Below are 18,372 nucleotides of genomic sequence, written 5' to 3' on the forward strand. Positions count from 1 at the left end.
GGGGTAGTCGCAAACCGGGGTCAATTCAAGGGTGCTGCGCTGCGGCGCGGCGGTGGCGGACGGGTGCGGCGCGGCGCGGGCGCCGAAAGCCGTTGAAATGTCAGGTATTTAGTGTCGCGCGGTGATGGTGGCGGGGGTGCATCGAATTGCACGCGCCCCGTAAGGCTGGTGGCGAATCTTGTGCGCGGGCGGCCCCCGCCCGCGCCGCGTCAGGCGTCGTCGCCCTCGACCGGCAGCGCCTCGGCCAACGTCTCGAACGACTGGCCGCTGGCGACAAGGCAGGTCATGCCATGGACGGACGTCACGGTAATCGTCCAGGTGCCGGTCTCGGAGGAGGCGAACACCTCGACCACCGCATTGTTGGCGCCGAGGCCCATGGACTGGCGCGACTCGCCGTATTTGGAGGTCAGCCGGTCGACGACCGCATCGCGCGGCGCGCAGTTCGCAGCGTAAGCGGGACCGGACAGACCCGTGGCCACGAGCGTGGCAATCATCATCAGTGTGGTCTTCATCGTCTTACCCTTTCAGCTATGGGTCCCTGCCGTTTTTCTGGTGCAGACAGCGTGGGGGCGACCGTATCAAGCCAAGGTTAATGGACCGTTCGCGGCGCTCGGGAGGGGCGCGGAACAGGCCCATTTCTGCATCGCGGCGAGAAAGGCCTTGAACTTTCGTTCCAAAAATGGCGAATTCCCGCGCAAGAAAATTTCGACCAGACAGCGGGGCACGCCATGGACCTGACCACCCATCCTTACCGATCCGTTCTTTATATTCCCGGCTCGAAGGAAAGGGCGCTGGACAAGGCGCGCACCCTGCCCACCGACGCGATCATCTTCGACCTGGAGGATGCCGTGGCGCCCGATGCCAAGGCCGAGGCGCGTCAGACGCTGGCTCAGGCGTTGAGCGACGGGGGCTATGGCAACCGTGTGAAGGTCGTGCGGATCAACGCGCTGACCACCGAGTGGGGGTTCGAGGATGCGCGCGTGCTGGGCGATGCGGGGGCGGATGTGATCCTGCAGCCCAAGGTCAATACCTATGCGGATGTCGATAACCTGTCGGACCTGATCGGCACCGAGATCCCGATCTGGACGATGATGGAAACGCCCGCCAGCGTGTTCAACGCCCGCGAGATCGCGGCGCATCGGCAGGTGACGGGGCTGGTGGCCGGCACGAACGACCTGACCAAGGAACTGGGCTGTCGGTTCCGCGCCGACCGGATGCCGTTGCTGGCATCTTTGCAGATGATCGTGATGGCGGCGCGGGCGGCGCGCGGCGTGGTGGCGCTGGATGGTGTCTATAATCGCTTTCGGGATGGCGACGGTCTGAAATCGGAATGCGAGCATGGCCGCGATCTGGGGTTCGATGGCAAGACGCTGATCCATCCTGACCAGATCGAGATTGCCAACACGGCGTTTGCGCCCACGCAGTTCGAGATCGACATGGCCGTGCGCCAGATCGAGGCATTCGAGGAGAGCAAGAAGCAGGGGCAGGGGATTGCCGTCGTGGACGGGCAGATTGTGGAAAACCTGCATGTCGTCGCGGCGCAGCGGACGCTGGCCAAGGCCGAGGCGATTGCGCAGATGGCGGCGGAGTAGATCATGGGATTGCTGATCGCAGGCGTGCTGCTTTGGTCCGTGGCGCATTTGTTCAAACGGATCGCGCCGGGGCCAAGGGCAGCGATGGGCAATGCGGGCAAGGCGGTGATCGCCGTGGTGCTGCTGGTCAGCATCTGGATGATGACCAAGGGCTACCAGGCGGCGGATGGCGCGTTCTTCTGGGGGCGGCACCCGATGACGGTGGGGATCAACAACCTGCTGATGCTGCTGTCGGTCTACATGTTCGCGGCCTCCGGCATGAAAACGGCGCTGGCACGCAAGATGCGGCATCCGATGCTGGGCGCGGTCAAGGTCTGGGCGCTGGCGCACCTGTTGGTGAATGGCGATGTGCCGTCCTTCATCCTGTTCGGCGGGCTGCTGGCCTGGGCAATGGTCGAGATGATCGTGATCAACAAGTCGCAGCCGGAGTGGGTGCGCCCCGACCCGGCGCCGAAATCCAAGGAAATCGCCGCGGCGGTGGGCAGTGTCGTGGTCTACGGCCTGATCGTGGCCGTGCATTACTGGCTGGGCTATCCGGCCTTTGGGTGAGCGTATGAAACTTTATCGATTCCTCTCGGCCGATGACACGTCGGCCTTTTGCCACAAGGTGACCGAGGCGTTGAACAAGGGGTGGGAGCTGCATGGCAGCCCGACCTATGCGTTCGACGCGGCCAATGGCGTGATGCGTTGTGGGCAGGCCGTGGTGAAAGAGGCCGAGGGCGACTACAGCCCCGAGATCAAGCTGGGAGAGCAGTGAGCATGGCCAAGACCAATCCGGGGCGTTTTTTCGAGGATTACACCGTTGGTGACGTGATCCCGCATGCGGTGCCGCGCACTGTGTCGGGGGGCGAGCGGGCGCTCTATCATGCGCTCTACCCGGCGCGCCACGCGCTTTATTCCTCGGACGAGTTTGCGCGCGCCTGCGGCCTGCCCGCCAGCCCGATTGACGATCTGGCGGCGTTTCACATCGTCTTTGGCAAGAGCGTGCCGGATATCTCGCTGAACGCTGTGGCGAATTTGGGCTATGCCGAGGCACGGTGGCTGCGGCCGGTCTATGCGGGCGACACGCTGCGCGCGGAGTCCGAGGTGATCGGGGTTAAGCAGACATCGAGTGGCAAGACCGGGATTGTCTGGGTGCGCACGACGGGCCTGAACCAGCAGGACCTGCCGGTCATGGAGTTCGTGCGCTGGGTGATGGTGCGGAAAAAGGACGTGGAGGCGCCCGCGCCCGAGCCGGTGGTGCCCGACACCGCGCCGCATGTGGCCCCCGAGGACCTGGTGATCCCGGCGGGGCTGGATTTTTCGAACTACGATTTGACGCTGGCGGGCGAGCCGCATCGCTGGGGCGACTACGAGGTTGGCGAGACGATCGATCACGTCGACGGCGTGACCATCGAGGAAGCCGAGCACATGATGGCGACGCGCCTGTGGCAGAACACGTCGAAGACCCATTTCGACGTGACCCCGCGCGAGGATGGCAAGCGCTTGATCTATGGCGGGCATGTTATTTCCATGGCCCGCGCGCTGAGCTTCAACGGGCTGGCCAACGCGCAGATGATCGCGGCGATCAATGCGGGCAGCCACGTGAACCCGTGCTTTGCCGGGGATACCGTGCGGGCGTGGTCCGAGGTGCTGGACCGCGCCGAGACCGCGGTGCCGGGCATCGGTGCGCTGCGGTTGCGGCTGGTGGCCACCAAGGGTGGCGAGGCGTTCAGCCTGCGCGGCGAGGATGGCAAGTACCTGCCCCATGTCCTGCTGGACCTGGATTACTGGGCGCTGATGCCGATCTGAGGCACGGAGCGGCGTTTTCGGTTTGTTAACACGTCGCTTGTAGCCTTCTTTCCCGTGCGAAAGGAGGTTGCAATGCCTGATCCAACGCCTCTCGAGGGCCCGCGGCTGCGGTGCCTCGTCCTCGAAGACAGTGCCCATGACCAGGAGATGATCCGCCGCGCCATGCGCGGGGCGCGGGTGGAGGCCGAGATCGATTTCGTCTCGACCATCGAAACCGCGCGCAAGGCGCTGTCGCAATCCCGCTATTCCGCCATCCTGTGCGACAACAGCGTGCCCGATGGCTCGGGCAGCGAGTTTGCCGGTGAACTGGCCGGTGAGCCGGAGCTGTCGGACGTGCCGATCGTGATCGTGTCGGGCTGGCCGTCACCGTTCATGTGGGACAAGGCCCGCGCGGCGGGCCTGTGCGTGATCGACAAGACCGATGACCCGATGCGCAAATTGCGTGATTTCTTCCGCGAGAGCGTGGGCGACATGATTACACAACGCGTGGCGGGGCCGATGCGCCGCAGCGCCTGAAGGCAGGCCAACGCGAATGTGCGCGGCGCGCTGAACGGTTTTTCTGGGCAGCGACAGCGGTTCGGCGCATGCTGTCGGCATGCTACGCGCGCTCCTGTGTCTTTGGCTTACGGCTGTCGGGGCTGGCGGCGCGGTCGTGTCCGCCGCCGCCTGCGAGGTGGCACTTGTGCTGGCGGTGGACGTGTCGGGTTCGGTCGACGAAGGGGAATATCGCATCCAGATGCAGGGATTGGCCGACGGGCTGCGCGATACTGCGGTCAGCGAGGCTCTGGTCGTGGGCGAAGCGGCGGTGCTGGTGCTGCAATGGACTGGCACCTCGCGCCAGCGCGTGGTGGTGCCGTGGCAGCGGATGACGGATTTCGACGCGGTCGAGGCGCTGGCGGCGCGGATCGAGACCACGCCGCGCGTCTGGCGCAACTTCTCTACCGCCATTGGCGAGGCGCTGGAGGTCGGCGCGGCGCAGTTCGCGGATGTGCCCGGATGCCGCCGCCGGGTGATCGACGTGTCGGGCGACGGGTCGTCCAACGAGGGGCCGGAGCCGCGTGCGGTGCATGGCCTGCTGACCGAGCAGGGGATCATCGTCAACGCGCTGGTCATCGAAGGAGCCGAGCCGATGATGACCGAGTATTTCTGGGAAAACGTCATTCACGGGCCTGGCGCGTTTGTGATCACAGCCAATGATTACGCCGAGTACCCGGCCCGAATGCGCCGCAAACTGCTGCGCGAAGTTACCAAACCCATCTCGAAAGCGCCGAGTGATTCCTTTGCGCCGCATTTGTGATCACGCACTAGAGTATGTGATCACGAAAACTGCTTTTGCGACGAAATGCCTGCACTATTTGAAGAATACGGGTTTGCAGAGCCCCCGGATGATTGGATAAAACGAACTCAAATCGCGGGGCAGGCTGGCTCACCCGGGTCGGCGCCACATCGCGACGAGAAAGGGAATGCCAATGGCAGACGTCAATCGCGGCAACCGGCCGCTTTCGCCCCACCTCACAATCTATCGCCCGCAGCTGACGTCGATGACGTCGATCCTGACCCGGATCACCGGGAACGCCCTGCTTGTCGCCGCGCTGTTGACGGTGTGGTGGCTTTTGGCCGCCGCGACCTCGGCCGACTATTTCGCGACTGCCGACGCGGTGGTGACCAGCTGGTTCGGTGACATCGTGATGTTCCTGTCGCTCTGGGCGCTGTGGTATCACACGCTGGCGGGTGTGCGGCACCTGATCTGGGACAACGCGATGATGCTGGAAGTCGACAAGGCCGAGATGCTGGGCTGGGCGGCGATCGGCGGATCGGTCGTTCTGACCATCCTGACCGTGCTGTTCATCTGAAGGAGACCCCGGACATGCGTTTCCTGACAGACCGCAAACGCGCCGTGGGCCTTGGCTCGGCCAAGACCGGCGTCCATCACTTCTGGGCGATGAAGGTGCAGAGCGTCGCGCTGCTCATCCTGATCCCGCTTTTCGTGTTCACCTTCGGCGGCATCCTGGGCAGTTCGTTCGAGGAGGTCACGGCCTATTACGCGCGGCCCTTCCCGGCCATCATCGTGGCGCTGACGCTGGTCGTCGGCTTCAAGCATTTCGCGGACGGGTGCCAGGTGCTGATCGAGGACTATGTGCATGGCACGGCGCAGAAGGTGACGATCATCCTTGTGACGTGCCTGAGCTATGGCGCCATGGCGACGGGGCTATTCGCCATCGCGCGACTGGCGCTCTGAGAGATATTCAAGGGCAGGGCGCGCGGCGCCTTGGCCCGTACGAGACCATATAGCCGGGGCCGGCATGGCCCGAGCAGACGAACCGGAAAAGGCACGAAGCATGGCGGCTTACGAATACGAGACACATGATTACGACGTGGTTGTGGTGGGCGCGGGCGGCGCGGGGCTGCGCGCGACGCTTGGCATGGCGGAACAGGGCCTGCGCACGGCGTGCGTGACAAAGGTGTTCCCGACGCGCTCGCATACCGTGGCGGCGCAGGGCGGTATCGCGGCATCGCTTGGCAATATGGGCCCCGACAGCTGGCAGTGGCACATGTACGACACCGTGAAGGGGTCGGACTGGCTGGGTGATACGGACGCGATGGAATATCTGGCGCGCGAGGCGCCCAAGGCGGTCTATGAGTTGGAGCATTACGGTGTGCCGTTTTCGCGCACCGAGGAGGGGCGGATTTACCAGCGCCCCTTCGGCGGGCACACGACCGAGTTCGGCGAAGGCCCCCCGGTGCAGCGGACCTGTGCCGCGGCTGACCGGACCGGCCACGCGATTTTGCATACGCTTTACGGGCAAAGCCTGAAGAACAACGCAGAGTTCTACATCGAATATTTCGCCATCGACCTGATGATGAGCGAGGACGGGCAGTGCACCGGCGTCGTCTGCTGGAAGCTGGATGACGGCACGATCCACGTGTTCAACTCCAAGATGGTGGTGCTGGCGACCGGCGGTTACGGCCGCGCGTATTTCAGTGCGACGTCCGCCCATACCTGTACCGGCGATGGCGGCGGCATGGTGGCCCGCGCGGGTCTGCCGCTTCAGGATATGGAGTTCGTTCAGTTCCACCCGACGGGCATCTACGGTTCGGGCTGCCTGATCACCGAGGGCGCGCGGGGCGAGGGCGGTTACCTGACCAACAGCGAAGGCGAGCGGTTCATGGAGCGCTATGCGCCCAACTACAAGGACCTTGCGCCGCGCGACTATGTCAGCCGGTCGATGACGATGGAGATCCGCGAAGGGCGCGGCGTGGGGGAGCATGGCGATCATATTCACCTGAACCTCAGCCACCTGCCCGCCGAGGCGCTGAACCTGCGCCTGCCGGGGATCTCGGAATCGGCCAAGATCTTTGCCGGGGTGGACGTGACGAAAGAGCCGATCCCGGTGCTGCCCACGGTCCATTACAACATGGGCGGCATTCCGACGAACTATTGGGGCGAGGTTCTGAACCCCAGCAAGGACGACCCGCATGCCGTGGTGCCGGGCCTGATGGCCGTGGGTGAGGCGGGCTGCGCGAGCGTGCATGGTGCGAACCGTCTGGGGTCCAACTCGCTGATTGACCTCGTGGTGTTCGGTCGGGCCTCGGCCATCCGCGCGGGCAAGGTGGTCAATCCCGAGAGCGCCGTGCCGGCGACGGATGCGGGTCAGGTCGACAAGGCGCTGGATCGGTTCGACCATTTCCGTAACGCCGATGGCGGCACGCCGACGGCCGAGTTGCGGCTGGAGATGCAGCGCACGATGCAGGAGGACGCGGCAGTGTTCCGCACCTCCAAAACCCTGTCCGAGGGCGTCAAAAAGATGGATGCCATTGCCGCCAAGCTGGATGACATAAAGGTGACCGACCGCAGCCTCGTGTGGAACAGCGACCTGATGGAAACGCTGGAGCTGACCAACCTGATGCCCAACGCGCTGGCCACAATCGCAGGAGCGGAGGCGCGCAAGGAAAGCCGTGGCGCCCATGCGCACGAGGATTTCTCGAAGCGCGACGATGAAAACTGGCGCGTGCACACTGTTGCGCGGGTGGATGGCAAGACGGTCGATCTGAGCTATCGTCCCATTATCGAGGACCCGCTCACGACCGAATCCGAGGGTGGGATCAATTTGAAGAAGATTGCACCCAAGGAGAGGACATTCTGATGAAAGCCATACTGAGAACCGCCGCCGCCATTGGTGGCCTGACGATGCTGGCCGGCGCTGCGCATGCCATCGACACCACACCCGCGAATGTGGACCGCGTCGTGCAGGCGTGCTTTGCCGAGGTGAGCCCGGAAGGGTCCTACGTGACCAATGTCCGGGGCGACGAGGTGATCCTGAAACCCGTGCGCGGCTCTGGCGCGTCCAATTACGAGGCGCAGGCGCTGAACAGCTGCATCGCGTATCGCTTCGGCGCGTCGACGGTGACCGCGGCGGCGAACCCGAACCGCTATATCTCGGTCGGCGAACAGCGCAGCGCCATCCTGGACTGCAAGCACAAGTTCGGCATTGGCGGCGGTGTCCGTCTGGGCGGGCAATGGCAGGAAGTGCCCATTGGCCAGCAGACCCGGATCTGGATCGTGCCGCATGGCCGTGTGACCGCCGAGGCGGCGAACCGGATCAATGCCTGCGCCGACCAGGCGCTGGGTCGGGGCGGCAGCCCGGTGGTCAAGGTGACGGGCGTCGTACGCAAACAGGGGCCTTGCCCGAAACATGCGCCTGTCCTGTATGGCGGTACGCAATACTGTATCGGCAACTGATCGCAATGCCCAAGGCCGCCACGCATATCACGGCAAAGCCCGCCCGTCCGGCGGGCTGGCCGCGTGCGCGGGGGCGGCATTACCTGGACGTGCTGGAGGTGCTGCACGGGACGAGACGCCCGGAGTGGTATCTCGAGATCGGCGCGGGGCGGGGGCATTCGCTGATGCGATGCCCCGGCAAGGCCATCGCTGTCGATCCTGCGTTTCGCCTGAGTGGTGACGTGATGGGCGACAAGGCCGCGCTGCACCTGATCCAGAAGACCAGCGGCGATTTCTTTGACAGCGGGCAGGCGCATGAGATAGCGCCGCGCATTGACATGGCCTTTATCGACGGGATGCACCTGTTCGAGTACGTGCTGGACGATTTCATCGCCACGGAAAAGCTATGCCATCCCGACGCGGCGATCCTGCTGCATGACCTTGTGCCGTTTTCCCCCGCCGCCGCCGAGCGGGAGTGGGACTCCGAGCGTACCAAGGGCTGGTCGGGCGACGTTTGGAAGATGACGCTGATCCTGCGCGAATACCGCCCCGAGCTGGCGTTCGACGTGCTGAACCCGCGGCCCTGCGGGCTGGGGATCGTGACCGGGCTTGACCCCGAAAACCGGGTTCTGGAGGACGCGCGAGACGAGATCGTGGCGAAGTTCATGGACCTGACGATCGTGGAGTTCGGGCCGAAGAACCTCAAGCAGATCATGCAGATGCGCAAGGTCGAGGACGTGCTGCCCGAGTTGAAGGAAATGGAGGCGGCGGAATGAGGTGGCTTGCCATTCTTGCGCTGCCGCTGCTGCTGACAGGGTGCGATGCGGCCAATGACGCCGCCGACGCCATCGCGCGGGACCGCGCCAAGACGGTGGTCAACGGCATCGTCGCGCAACGCTTTCCGGGCGTCACCGTGGCGCCCGTCACCGACTGCATCATCGACGCGGCCTCGGCCGGGGAAATCATCACCATCGCGCGCGATTCCGTGGGCGGGGTTCAGCCCGCGACGGTCGAGCTGGTGGTGGACATCGCAAGCCGGCCCGAGTCGGTTCAATGTATTGCTGAAAACGGTCTGGTCCTGCTGGGCCGCTGAACGGAGAGGAAACGTAAATGGTACAACTGACGCTTCCGAAGAATTCCCGGATCACCAAGGGAAAGACGTGGCCCAAGCCCGAAGGCGCCAAGAACGTACGCAAGTTCCAGATTTATCGCTGGAACCCCGATGACGGGAAGAACCCACAGGTCGATACGTACTTTCTGGACATGGATAAGTGCGGGCCGATGGTTCTGGACGCGCTGATCAAGATCAAGAATGAGGTCGACCCGACGCTGACGTTCCGCCGGTCCTGCCGCGAGGGGATTTGCGGATCCTGCGCGATGAATATCGACGGGATCAACACGCTGGCCTGTATCTATGGTCTGGACGAGGTGAAGGGCGACGTGAAGATCTATCCGCTGCCGCACATGCCGGTGGTCAAGGACCTGATCCCGGACCTGACGCACTTCTACGCCCAGCACGCCAGCATCATGCCGTGGCTGGAGACCAAGACGAACCGCCCCGCGAAGGAGTGGAAGCAGTCGATCGAGGACCGCGAAAAGCTCGATGGCCTATATGAATGCGTGATGTGCGCGTCCTGTTCGACCGCCTGCCCCAGCTATTGGTGGAACGGCGACAAGTATCTTGGACCGGCGGCGCTGTTGCACGCCTATCGCTGGATCATCGACAGTCGGGACGAGGCGACGGGCGAGCGGCTGGACGATCTGGAAGATCCGTTCAAGCTCTATCGCTGTCACACGATCATGAACTGCGCCAAGACCTGCCCCAAGGGGCTGAACCCCGCCAAGGCGATTGCCGAGATCAAGAAGATGATGCTGGAGCGTGCGGTGTAATGAGCAAGCCGCGTCCCGAGCTCGATTTCCAGTCGAAGGAAGAGTTTCGGGACGTGTGCCGCCACCTGTCGGGGCGGCTGCATTACCTGAACCGGACGGCGATCGGGGAGAGCAGGTTCGTCAGTGAACTCGCGGGGCTTGTCGAACGCGCGGGCAAGGTTTTCGACGACCATTATGACGACAAGGAGGTCTTCGCCGCGTTCGGCGATGGCTGGGACCAGGGAACCTTGTCGCGCGAAGAGCGGCCCCTGGCGCTGTTCGGGTTGCTTTATCCCGAGGTCGGGTCGGACAAGTCCTGATCCAGCAGGGATAGCAGATCGGTGATGCGGTCCAGTTGCCCCGGCTTGGCCCGGGGCGCGAGGAATGTATTGAGCGCGGCATCGCGCGTCTGGACCATGGCGATCAGCGTGGCACGGCCCGTCTCGGTCAGGTGAACATGCTTCAGCCGTTTGTCCGTGGCATCCGCGACGCGGCGGATCAGCCCGTCTTTTTCCATCCGGTCCAGCAGGCGTGACACGCCGTATTGCGGCAGCATCAGGCTGTTTTCCAGTGATTTCGCGGTCTGGCCATCTTGGCCCGCGTCAAGTGCGGCCAGCGCATCCAGCACGTCGAGCGGCGGCAGGCCTTCGGCCTTGAGCGCGGACTCCAGATGGTTCTGAAGGCGGCGGTGGGTGCGCGACAGGACCTGCCACGCAGAAAGGTTCTGGGGTGTTCTGCTCATGCCTGAACCATAAATGCAGGTGCATTTGGGGGGCAAGGGGCGTTTGCCGGCCTGCACGAAATCTGCGCAACGGGGGCGGGGGCGTCTGCACGGGGGCCTGCGCAAAAAGGCGGCATCGGAATATGAAATGAGAGGACATTCCAATGCTGCGTTCCCCCGGATTGCGGTTCATCATCGTGGGCCTGTTGGTGCTGCTGATGACCATCCCTGTGTTTTTCGTCGGTGCGATCATCGACAGCCGTGCGGACTACAACCGCCAGACCATTGCGTCGGTCGGGCAGGAGTGGGGCGGACGGCAGCTCTTGTCCGGCCCCGTTCTGATCATCCCGGTCGAGGAAACGGTAATGGTGCGCGAACGCGAGGAGGTGATCGACCCCGTGACCGGTGAGCAGAAGCTGGATGGCGATGATCAGCCGGTGTTTCGGTTCAAACAGGTGGAGCGGACGCTGCGGCGTGATCCCGTATATGTCTATCCCGATACGCTGGACCTCGGCGTGGACAAGACCACGCAGGAGCGCAGCCGGGGCATCTTCTCGGTGCCGGTCTATACCGCCAAGGCGGAAGGCGCGTTCGATTTCAACTCCGCCGAGGCAGAGGAGGTGCTGCGCGGTGAGGAGGTTCTGCTGTGGGACGAGGCGGAGGTGCGCGTCTACGTGAGCAGTAACCGCGCGCTGCGGGGTGAGACGCGTTTGATGGCCGATGGCCGGGCGCTGGAGATGGAGCCGGTGGCGAGCGAGAACCGCTATATCGGTGGGCTGCGCGCGCCGACAGGGGACCCGCGAGAGATCGGGGCGTTCGACCTGAAGATGGGGCTGAATGGCGCCGAGGCGCTGTCGTTCACGCCGGTGGGGCGCGAGACGCGGGTGACGCTGACCTCGGACTGGCCGCATCCCGAGTTCCAAGGCGCGTTCCTGCCTGACAGCCACGAGGTGCGCGAGGACGGGTTCGAGGCGCATTGGGTTATCCCGCATCTGGCGCGACCGCTGCCGCAGGTCAGCCGCGAGGATCAGAACGAGGCGGCGCGGAGCCAGTCGAGCTTTGGCGTGGGGCTTTACCAGCCGAACGACTTCTACCAGAAGGCCTATCGCGCGGCGCGGTACGGCATCCTGTTCATCGGTCTGACCTTCCTGACGATTTTCCTGGTGGAAGGGCAGACGAAGCGGCCGACGCACCCGGTGCAGTATATCCTGATCGGGCTGGCGCAATCGGCGTTCTTCCTGCTGATGCTGGCGCTGTCCGAGCAAGTGGGTTTCGGCATGGCCTATCTGGTGTCGGGCGCGGCGACGGTCGGGTTGGTGACGGCGTTCGCCGCGACGGCGCTGAAGCTGGGCCACCGGACGCTGGTGGTGGGGGCGATGCTGGCGGTGCTTTACGGTGTGCTCTACCTCATTCTGCGCAGCGCCGATTATGCCCTGCTGGCCGGGTCGATCCTTCTGTTCGCGGCGATTGCGGGCACCATGTTCGCCACGCGGAACGAGAACTGGTACGGCGAGCCGCGCACCGGGCCGCGCCGCGGGTGGTTCCGCAAGGCAGAGCCGCAGCCGGAAGCGCCACAGCCCACAAGCTGACGCGACGTTTCCTTCCATGAGGCGGGGTGGCCGGGTTAGGCTGCCCCGCAAGTGCGGGAGGTGACCATGGAAAAGACCGATATCGCGATCGTGGGCGGCGGGCTGGCCGGCCTCGTTGCCGCGCATGAGGCGGTGCAGCGCGGGCGCAAGGTGGTGCTGCTGGATCAGGAGGGGCCACAATCCCTGGGCGGGCAGGCGTTCTGGTCACTGGGCGGTCTGATGATGATCGACACGCCGGAGCAGCGGCGCATGGGTATTCGGGATAGCCGGGATCTGGCGGCGCAGGACTGGATGGGCAGCGCGCAGTTCGACCGGCCCGAGGATGCGAACCCCCGCCGCGTGGCCGAGGCGTATCTGGATTTCGCCGCCGGGCCGATGCGGGGGTATCTGCACGCCATTGGGATGCGCTGGTTTCCCGTGGTGGGCTGGGCCGAACGGGGCGGGGCCAAGGCGGACGGGCATGGCAATTCGGTGCCGCGCTTTCACGTCACCTGGGGGACGGGGACGGGCGTTGTCGCGCCGTTCGTTCGGTTGGTGCAGGAGGCAGAGAAGGCGGGCAAGCTGCGGTTGGCGTTCCGGCATCGGGTGACCGGGCTGGATGTGACGGACGGGCGCGTGACCGGCCTGCACGGCGATGTGCTGGCCCAGGATTACGCGGTGCGCGGGGCCTCGACCACTCGCGAGGTGACGGGGCAGTTCGAGATTCAGACCGAGAGCGTGATCGTCGCCTCGGGCGGGATCGGCGGGGACCACGAGAAGGTGCGCAAGCTGTGGCCCGTGGACCGGCTGGGTCCCGCGCCCAAGGTGATGGTGGCGGGCGTGCCGGATTACGTCGATGGCCAGATGCAGGACGTGGCCAAGGCCGCCGGCGCGGGCGCGATCAACGAAGACCGGATGTGGCATTATTGCGAGGGTCTGAAGAACTGGGACCCGATCTGGCCCAACCACGGGATCCGTATTTTGCCCGGGCCGTCCTCGATGTGGTTTGACGCGAAGGGCGTGCGGATGGAGGCGCCGTGCCTGCCGGGGTTCGACACGCTGAGCACCTTGAGACGCATATTGTCCACGGGGTTCGAGCATTCGTGGTTCATCCTGACGCAGAAGATCATCGAGAAGGAATTCGCCCTGTCCGGCAGCGAGCAGAACCCCGACCTGACCTCGGGCAAGTGGCGCGAGGTGTTGAAGGAACGGCTGGGCAAGGGGGCGACCAGCGCTGTCGAGGCGTTCAAGGCGCATGGTGAGGATTTCGTCGTTGCGCGGGATTTCGAGACGCTCGTCGAGGGCATGAACCGGATCACGCCTGAGGCACCTCTGAACGCTGCGCAGTTGCGGGCGCAGGTGGCGGCGCGGGATGCGCAGTTGAGCAATCCGTTTGCCAAGGATGCGCAGGTGATCGCCATCAGGCAGGCGCGCGCCTATCGGGGCGACAGGCTGATCCGGACGGCGAAGCCTCATGAGATTCTGGACCCTGCCAACGGCCCGCTGATTGCCGTGCGGCTGAACATCCTGACGCGCAAATCGCTGGGCGGGCTGCACACCGATCTGGAGGCGCGGGCGCTGCGCCCGGATGGCGCTGTTCTGGAGGGGCTTTATGCCGCCGGAGAGGTCGCGGGGTTTGGCGGTGGCGGCTTTCACGGGTACAATGCGCTGGAGGGGACCTTTCTTGGAGGATGCATATTCTCGGGCCGCGCTGCGGGGCAAAACGCCTGAAACTGATGTAGTGAAAACACAGTTCAAACTGTGTGGAAAAATTCATCTGCCGGCGCGCAAAAACTCTTGCGCGACTCACGGTTTGGCCCCATGTGCGCGTTCAGACGCCAACGCACGCGCCTCTGTCCCGAAGGCATAGACCAAAGCGGTTACGTAGCGACGGTAACGTCTCTGAACTTTACCTCGCGGCCCTGCGCCGCCTCGTGACCTTTGGAGATGTCCATGACCGCTTTCGTCACCGACCTGTCGGGTGATTTCCGCCATGCTTGCGCCGCCCGTATCGAGGGTTTCCTGCGTACCACCACGTTCGATCGTCCGACGCTGGTGATCGACACCGAAGTCGTGCTGCAGAACTATCGCGCGCTGGCGCAGGGGCTGGGCGATGCGCATATCCATTATGCCGTGAAAGCCAACCCGGAGCCGGAAGTGATCGAGGCGCTGGTGAACGAAGGCAGCCATTTCGACGCGGCCAGCCGGGGCGAGATTGAGCTGTGCCTGTCGCAGGGCGCGCGTCCCGAGGACATCTCGTTCGGCAACACCGTGAAGAAACCGGGTGACATCGCGTTTGCGCACCACGTGGGCGTGACGCTGTTCGCGGCCGATGCCGAGGAAGAGCTGGACAAGATCGCCGAGCACGCGCCGGGCGCCGAGGTTTACATCCGCCTGATCGTCGAGGCGTCGGGCGCTGACTGGCCGCTGACCCGCAAGTTCGGCTGCGCGCCGGATCATGCCGTGGCACTGATGGACTACGCCGCATCGCTGGGCCTGCGCCCGGTTGGCGTGTCGTTCCACGTCGGCAGCCAGACCCGAGAGACCGCCATGTGGGCGCCGGTGCTGGACCGGATCGCTGACGTGTGGCGTGCGGCACAGGACGCGGGCCACGCGCTGGACCTGCTGAATATCGGCGGCGGCTTCCCGGCCTTCTATGGCGAGGAAATCGCGGCGCCGGCGATCTATGCCGGGCAGGTGCGCGAGATGGTTGCCGAGCGTTTCGGCGACGTCCCGCGCGTGATGGCCGAGCCGGGCCGTGGCTTGGTGGCCGAGGCCGGCATGATCGCCGCCGAGGTGGTGCTGGTGTCGCGCAAGTCGCCCGACGACCTGCACCGCTGGGTGTACCTGGATATCGGCATGTTCTCGGGCTTGGCCGAGACCATGGACGAGGCCATCCGTTACCAGTTCGTGACCGCCCGCGACGGCGAGCGCATGGGGCCCTGCATCCTGGCCGGACCGTCCTGCGACTCGGCGGATGTTCTCTATGAAAAACGCATGATCGACCTGCCGCTGGGCCTGAAATCGGGCGACCGGGTGTTCATCCGCAGCTGCGGTGCCTACACCTCGTCCTATTCCAGCGTGGGCTTCAACGGCTTTCCGCCGCTGGACGTGGTCGTGCTCTGAACTGCCCCCCGATCCGGGGTGGGCCTGTTGGCCTTGCCCCGCGGGACAGTGTAAGACCCACGGCATGTTCATTGTCGTGGGTCTTGTCATTGCGTTCATACTGGTGGCGATCTATGCGCGCCCGAAGATGCGCAATTGCCGCTGGCGCGAGGATCGTGGCGCATCGACCCCGTCGCAGACGGCCTTTCGCTGTGCCTTCTGCGGGGCGCGGGCCTTTACATCGGATGGCAAACCGCCTTTGGATTGCCTGAGGAACACGCCGCAATCCTGAGGACCCCATGCCGGAACCCACCGATGCCGATGTGCGCCGGGCCGTCGCGCCTGTCGTCTGTTATCCCAACGACACCCTGCCCGTGCCGGATCTGGACCTGTACCGCGCCGCGCGGGAAGGGGCCGAGAAGGTCGGCGAGGTGATCGTTCCGCCGCGGGAGGCCGCCTGCTTTCGCGTGGCGGCGGGGCATTTCTTTCGCATCACCAGCGTGGAGGGGCCCCAGGTGGGGGACCTGAACCTGTGGAACGCGCAGGATCTGGGCGAGCGGTTCTATTCCGGCAAGTCGCGGGCGCTGCATGGCACGCATCTGACCACCGGCGAGCGGATGTGGTCGGGCTTTCCTTATCTGCGGCCGATGGCGACGATCATCGCGGATACGCTGGGCTGGTACGGGATCGACGAATTCGGCGGGTCGGTGCATGACGTGATCGGCACGCGCTGCGATCCTTATACCGGCAATCTGCTGGCCGGGTCGCAATATCATCATTGCTGTCATTCCAACCTGATCCGGGCGGTGGCGGACGAATTGGAGGTCTCGCTGGAGGAGGCGGAGCCGCTGGTGCATGACGTGCTGAACGTCTTCATGTGCACCGGGTTCACGCGGGACACAGGCCAGTATTTCATGAAGGCCAGCCCGGTGCGGCCCGGCGACTACCTGGAGTTCTTTGCCGAGATCGACCTGCTGGGGGCGCTGAGCGCCTGTCCGGGTGGGGATTGCTCGGCGGAGCATTCCAGCGACGCGGCGGCGTGCTATCCGCTGAAGGTCGAGGTGTTCGCGCCGGCGGAAGGGGCCTTGGGCGATTGGGTCAGCCCGCTGGTGAACGGGTATGACCGGACCCACGGGAGATAGCGGCATGAACCGGGTCGAGGGCGGGTGCCTGTGCGGGGCGGTGCGGATCACGGCGGAAGGTGCGCCCGACCGGGTGGGGCTGTGCCATTGCCTGGACTGCCGCAAGCATCATGGTGCGGTGTTCTTTGCCGCCGCGATCTTTCCCGAGTGGGCGGTGACGATTAGAGGTGAAACGCGGGCCTGGGAGGGGCGGCATTTCTGCCCGCGCTGCGGCGGGTCGGTGTTTTCCGTCAGTGACGGCGAGGTGGAGGTCCACCTTGGGTCGCTGGATGCGCCGAATGTGTTCGAGCCGACCTACGAGCTGTGGACCGTGCGGCGGGAAAAGTGGTTGACGGAGGTGCCGGGACTGGCGCGGTTCGAGCGGGATGAGACGTAGGTTCGCGCGAATTTCCTAACAACGTGTGAAGAGCGCGCTCCGCGCGGCTCCAAAGCCGTCCGCTTGGGCAAAACGAAAAAACCCCGCCGAGGCGGGGTTCGTTCAGCAGAACCAGATCGGGATCTCAGCCCTGGCGGGCCTTGAAACGTTTCTGGGTCTTGTTGATCACGTAGACGCGGCCTTTGCGACGCACGACGCGGCAATCGCGATGGCGGTTCTTGAGCGAACGCAGCGAGTTCCGGACTTTCATCACTCGTCTCCAATGTCGTGGCGCGGGGCGCCGGGTTGCGGGTGCACCGGCCAGGCCGGGCAGTGAATATGGTGGGCGATACTAGGATCGAACTAGTGACCCCTTCGATGTCAACGAAGTGCTCTACCGCTGAGCTAATCGCCCTGATACCGGAATGGCATGGCCCCCAACGAATAGGGGCGCGGGAAACCGCGCCGGTGAGGCGTGTCTATAAAAGGAGTCGGGCAGGGGATCAAGGGCTTTTAGAACCTGATTTTCAGACTATTATGAAGTGTCAGGAGAGAGAATGCCGAAAGCCGCGTATACCCTTACACATCCGGAGCGTCGTACGACATCCGTCGTGTTCGCGTCGCCCCATAGCGGGCGGGATTATCCGTGGTCTTTCGTGCGGCGCACGAACCTCAACGAGTTGAGCGTGCGCAGTTCCGAAGATGCCTTTGTCGATGACCTGTTCGAGGCCGCGCCGCGCAACGGGGCGCCGTTTATCAAGGCCGGTGCGCCACGGGCCTTTGTGGACCTGAACCGCTCGACCGAGGAACTTGACCCGGCGCTGATCGAAGGGGCGCGGCGGACGGGGCACAACCCGCGCGTCGCCTCTGGCCTGGGGGTGATCCCGCGGGTGGTGGCCAATGGCAAGGCGATCTATTCCGGCAAGATCACGATGGACGAGGCGCAAAGGCGCATCGACACCTATTGGCGGCCCTATCATGCGGCGCTGAAAACCCAGATGGATCAGGCGCTTGGTATGTTCGGGCAGGCGATTTTGATCGATTGCCACTCGATGCCGCACGAGGCGATGGATGCCGTGGCCCGCAGTGGCGCGCGGCGCCCCGAGGTGGTGCTGGGCGACAGGTTCGGCGCGGCGGCGAGCGAGGAAGTGGTGGACCGGATCGAGGCGGCATTCACCGCCGCCGGGCTGAAGGTGGCACGCAACGCGCCGTTTGCCGGGGCCTTCATCACCCAGCATTACGGCCGTCCGCAGGAGAACCGGCACGCGGTGCAGGTCGAGATCGACCGGGCGCTCTACATGAACGAGCGGCTGATCCGGCCCAATGGCAATTTCGAGGCGTTCAAGGCCGTTCTGGAGGGCGTGATCGCCCAGATCGCCGAGGTCGGGCGGCCCAAGCCGCAGCAGCTGGCGGCGGAATAAGACTGCACGGAAGGTGGCTGCAAAAAATTGGTGGGCGAGCGGAATGCCGTTTCTTTGCCGACTTTCGAAACTGAAAAGGACGGCCCTA

Annotated in this window: 24 protein-coding genes and 1 tRNA gene; 21 read left to right on the forward strand and 4 right to left on the reverse strand. The window is 64.6% G+C overall.

Annotated elements, in window-relative coordinates:
- Positions 1-209: 209 nt before the first annotated feature.
- Positions 210-497, reverse strand: coding sequence for a hypothetical protein (locus FIU86_RS01480; protein WP_152476860.1), 288 nt, complete (start codon positions 495-497; stop codon positions 210-212).
- A 231-nt stretch (positions 498-728) separates the two neighbouring features.
- On the opposite strand from FIU86_RS01480, the gene FIU86_RS01485 reads away from it, so the two are divergent.
- The 14 genes from FIU86_RS01485 to FIU86_RS01545 all read left to right on the forward strand — a co-directional run bounded on the left by FIU86_RS01485 (position 729) and on the right by FIU86_RS01545 (position 10,292).
- Positions 729-1,592: a CoA ester lyase gene (locus tag FIU86_RS01485; protein ID WP_152473462.1), complete on the forward strand. Its 864-nt coding sequence runs from the start codon at positions 729-731 to the stop codon at positions 1,590-1,592.
- Between the two features lie 3 nt (positions 1,593-1,595).
- The gene (locus FIU86_RS01490; protein WP_152473463.1) at positions 1,596-2,141 is read left to right on the forward strand and encodes an NnrU family protein; all 546 of its coding nucleotides are present in this window, start codon (positions 1,596-1,598) and stop codon (positions 2,139-2,141) included.
- A 4-nt stretch (positions 2,142-2,145) separates the two neighbouring features.
- Positions 2,146-2,349 (forward strand): DUF1737 domain-containing protein, encoded by a 204-nt coding sequence (locus FIU86_RS01495; protein ID WP_057793332.1) that lies wholly within the window; start codon positions 2,146-2,148, stop codon positions 2,347-2,349.
- A 2-nt stretch (positions 2,350-2,351) separates the two neighbouring features.
- Positions 2,352-3,383 carry a MaoC family dehydratase gene (locus tag FIU86_RS01500; RefSeq protein ID WP_152473464.1) on the forward strand — a complete coding sequence of 344 codons (1,032 nt, stop codon included), beginning with the start codon at positions 2,352-2,354 and terminating at the stop codon, positions 3,381-3,383.
- A 72-nt stretch (positions 3,384-3,455) separates the two neighbouring features.
- Positions 3,456-3,899 (forward strand): response regulator, encoded by a 444-nt coding sequence (locus tag FIU86_RS01505; protein ID WP_152473465.1) that lies wholly within the window; start codon positions 3,456-3,458, stop codon positions 3,897-3,899.
- A gap of 79 nt (positions 3,900-3,978) precedes the next feature.
- Positions 3,979-4,680 carry a DUF1194 domain-containing protein gene (locus FIU86_RS01510; RefSeq protein WP_152473466.1) on the forward strand — a complete coding sequence of 234 codons (702 nt, stop codon included), beginning with the start codon at positions 3,979-3,981 and terminating at the stop codon, positions 4,678-4,680.
- A gap of 172 nt (positions 4,681-4,852) precedes the next feature.
- The gene (gene sdhC, locus FIU86_RS01515; RefSeq protein ID WP_152473467.1) at positions 4,853-5,236 is read left to right on the forward strand and encodes a succinate dehydrogenase, cytochrome b556 subunit; all 384 of its coding nucleotides are present in this window, start codon (positions 4,853-4,855) and stop codon (positions 5,234-5,236) included.
- A 14-nt stretch (positions 5,237-5,250) separates the two neighbouring features.
- Positions 5,251-5,622, forward strand: coding sequence for a succinate dehydrogenase, hydrophobic membrane anchor protein (sdhD, locus tag FIU86_RS01520; RefSeq protein WP_152473468.1), 372 nt, complete (start codon positions 5,251-5,253; stop codon positions 5,620-5,622).
- A 100-nt stretch (positions 5,623-5,722) separates the two neighbouring features.
- Positions 5,723-7,528 carry a succinate dehydrogenase flavoprotein subunit gene (sdhA, locus tag FIU86_RS01525; protein WP_152476862.1) on the forward strand — a complete coding sequence of 602 codons (1,806 nt, stop codon included), beginning with the start codon at positions 5,723-5,725 and terminating at the stop codon, positions 7,526-7,528.
- Complete coding sequence (locus FIU86_RS22480) at positions 7,528-8,124, forward strand: hypothetical protein (RefSeq protein ID WP_172977396.1); 597 nt, start codon at positions 7,528-7,530, stop codon at positions 8,122-8,124. Before sdhA ends, FIU86_RS22480 begins: the two co-directional genes overlap by 1 nt.
- Positions 8,125-8,129: 5 nt before the next feature.
- The gene (locus FIU86_RS01530) at positions 8,130-8,879 is read left to right on the forward strand and encodes a class I SAM-dependent methyltransferase (protein WP_172977397.1); all 750 of its coding nucleotides are present in this window, start codon (positions 8,130-8,132) and stop codon (positions 8,877-8,879) included.
- On the forward strand, positions 8,876-9,196 hold the full coding sequence (locus FIU86_RS01535; protein WP_152473470.1) for a succinate dehydrogenase: 321 nt from the start codon (positions 8,876-8,878) through the stop codon (positions 9,194-9,196). Before FIU86_RS01530 ends, FIU86_RS01535 begins: the two co-directional genes overlap by 4 nt.
- Positions 9,197-9,213: 17 nt before the next feature.
- Positions 9,214-9,993 carry a succinate dehydrogenase iron-sulfur subunit gene (locus FIU86_RS01540; RefSeq protein WP_103763861.1) on the forward strand — a complete coding sequence of 260 codons (780 nt, stop codon included), beginning with the start codon at positions 9,214-9,216 and terminating at the stop codon, positions 9,991-9,993.
- Positions 9,993-10,292 (forward strand): hypothetical protein, encoded by a 300-nt coding sequence (locus tag FIU86_RS01545; protein ID WP_152473471.1) that lies wholly within the window; start codon positions 9,993-9,995, stop codon positions 10,290-10,292. Before FIU86_RS01540 ends, FIU86_RS01545 begins: the two co-directional genes overlap by 1 nt.
- Here FIU86_RS01545 and FIU86_RS01550 read toward each other — a convergent pair.
- Complete coding sequence (locus FIU86_RS01550; RefSeq protein WP_152473472.1) at positions 10,262-10,714, reverse strand: MarR family winged helix-turn-helix transcriptional regulator; 453 nt, start codon at positions 10,712-10,714, stop codon at positions 10,262-10,264. The two genes, FIU86_RS01545 and FIU86_RS01550, sit on opposite strands and share 31 nt — an antisense overlap.
- 143 nt (positions 10,715-10,857) lie before the next feature.
- Here FIU86_RS01550 and creD point away from each other — a divergent pair, with 143 nt between their 5' ends.
- From creD to FIU86_RS01580, 6 genes are all read left to right on the forward strand, one after another.
- Positions 10,858-12,282 (forward strand): cell envelope integrity protein CreD, encoded by a 1,425-nt coding sequence (gene creD, locus FIU86_RS01555; RefSeq protein WP_152473473.1) that lies wholly within the window; start codon positions 10,858-10,860, stop codon positions 12,280-12,282.
- A gap of 66 nt (positions 12,283-12,348) precedes the next feature.
- On the forward strand, positions 12,349-13,992 hold the full coding sequence (locus tag FIU86_RS01560) for an FAD-binding dehydrogenase (protein WP_152473474.1): 1,644 nt from the start codon (positions 12,349-12,351) through the stop codon (positions 13,990-13,992).
- A 216-nt stretch (positions 13,993-14,208) separates the two neighbouring features.
- Positions 14,209-15,387: a type III PLP-dependent enzyme gene (locus FIU86_RS01565; RefSeq protein ID WP_152473475.1), complete on the forward strand. Its 1,179-nt coding sequence runs from the start codon at positions 14,209-14,211 to the stop codon at positions 15,385-15,387.
- Positions 15,388-15,451: 64 nt separating this feature from the next.
- On the forward strand, positions 15,452-15,658 hold the full coding sequence (locus tag FIU86_RS01570) for a hypothetical protein (protein WP_152473476.1): 207 nt from the start codon (positions 15,452-15,454) through the stop codon (positions 15,656-15,658).
- A gap of 7 nt (positions 15,659-15,665) precedes the next feature.
- The gene (locus tag FIU86_RS01575; RefSeq protein ID WP_152473477.1) at positions 15,666-16,508 is read left to right on the forward strand and encodes a DUF1989 domain-containing protein; all 843 of its coding nucleotides are present in this window, start codon (positions 15,666-15,668) and stop codon (positions 16,506-16,508) included.
- Positions 16,509-16,512: 4 nt separating this feature from the next.
- The gene (locus tag FIU86_RS01580) at positions 16,513-16,884 is read left to right on the forward strand and encodes a GFA family protein (RefSeq protein WP_152476864.1); all 372 of its coding nucleotides are present in this window, start codon (positions 16,513-16,515) and stop codon (positions 16,882-16,884) included.
- A gap of 124 nt (positions 16,885-17,008) precedes the next feature.
- Here the strand turns inward: FIU86_RS01580 and ykgO are convergent, their stop codons facing one another.
- Both ykgO and FIU86_RS01590 read right to left on the reverse strand, forming a co-directional pair.
- Positions 17,009-17,134, reverse strand: a complete 126-nt coding sequence (gene ykgO, locus FIU86_RS01585) for a type B 50S ribosomal protein L36 (RefSeq protein WP_025058716.1) — start codon at positions 17,132-17,134, stop codon at positions 17,009-17,011.
- Positions 17,135-17,203: 69 nt separating this feature from the next.
- Positions 17,204-17,278 (reverse strand) — tRNA-Val (locus tag FIU86_RS01590).
- A 142-nt stretch (positions 17,279-17,420) separates the two neighbouring features.
- On the opposite strand from FIU86_RS01590, the gene FIU86_RS01595 reads away from it, so the two are divergent.
- On the forward strand, positions 17,421-18,284 hold the full coding sequence (locus tag FIU86_RS01595; protein ID WP_152473478.1) for an N-formylglutamate amidohydrolase: 864 nt from the start codon (positions 17,421-17,423) through the stop codon (positions 18,282-18,284).
- Positions 18,285-18,372: the final 88 nt, after the last annotated feature.

Source organism: Roseovarius sp. THAF9 (assembly GCF_009363715.1).
GTDB lineage: Bacteria > Pseudomonadota > Alphaproteobacteria > Rhodobacterales > Rhodobacteraceae > Roseovarius.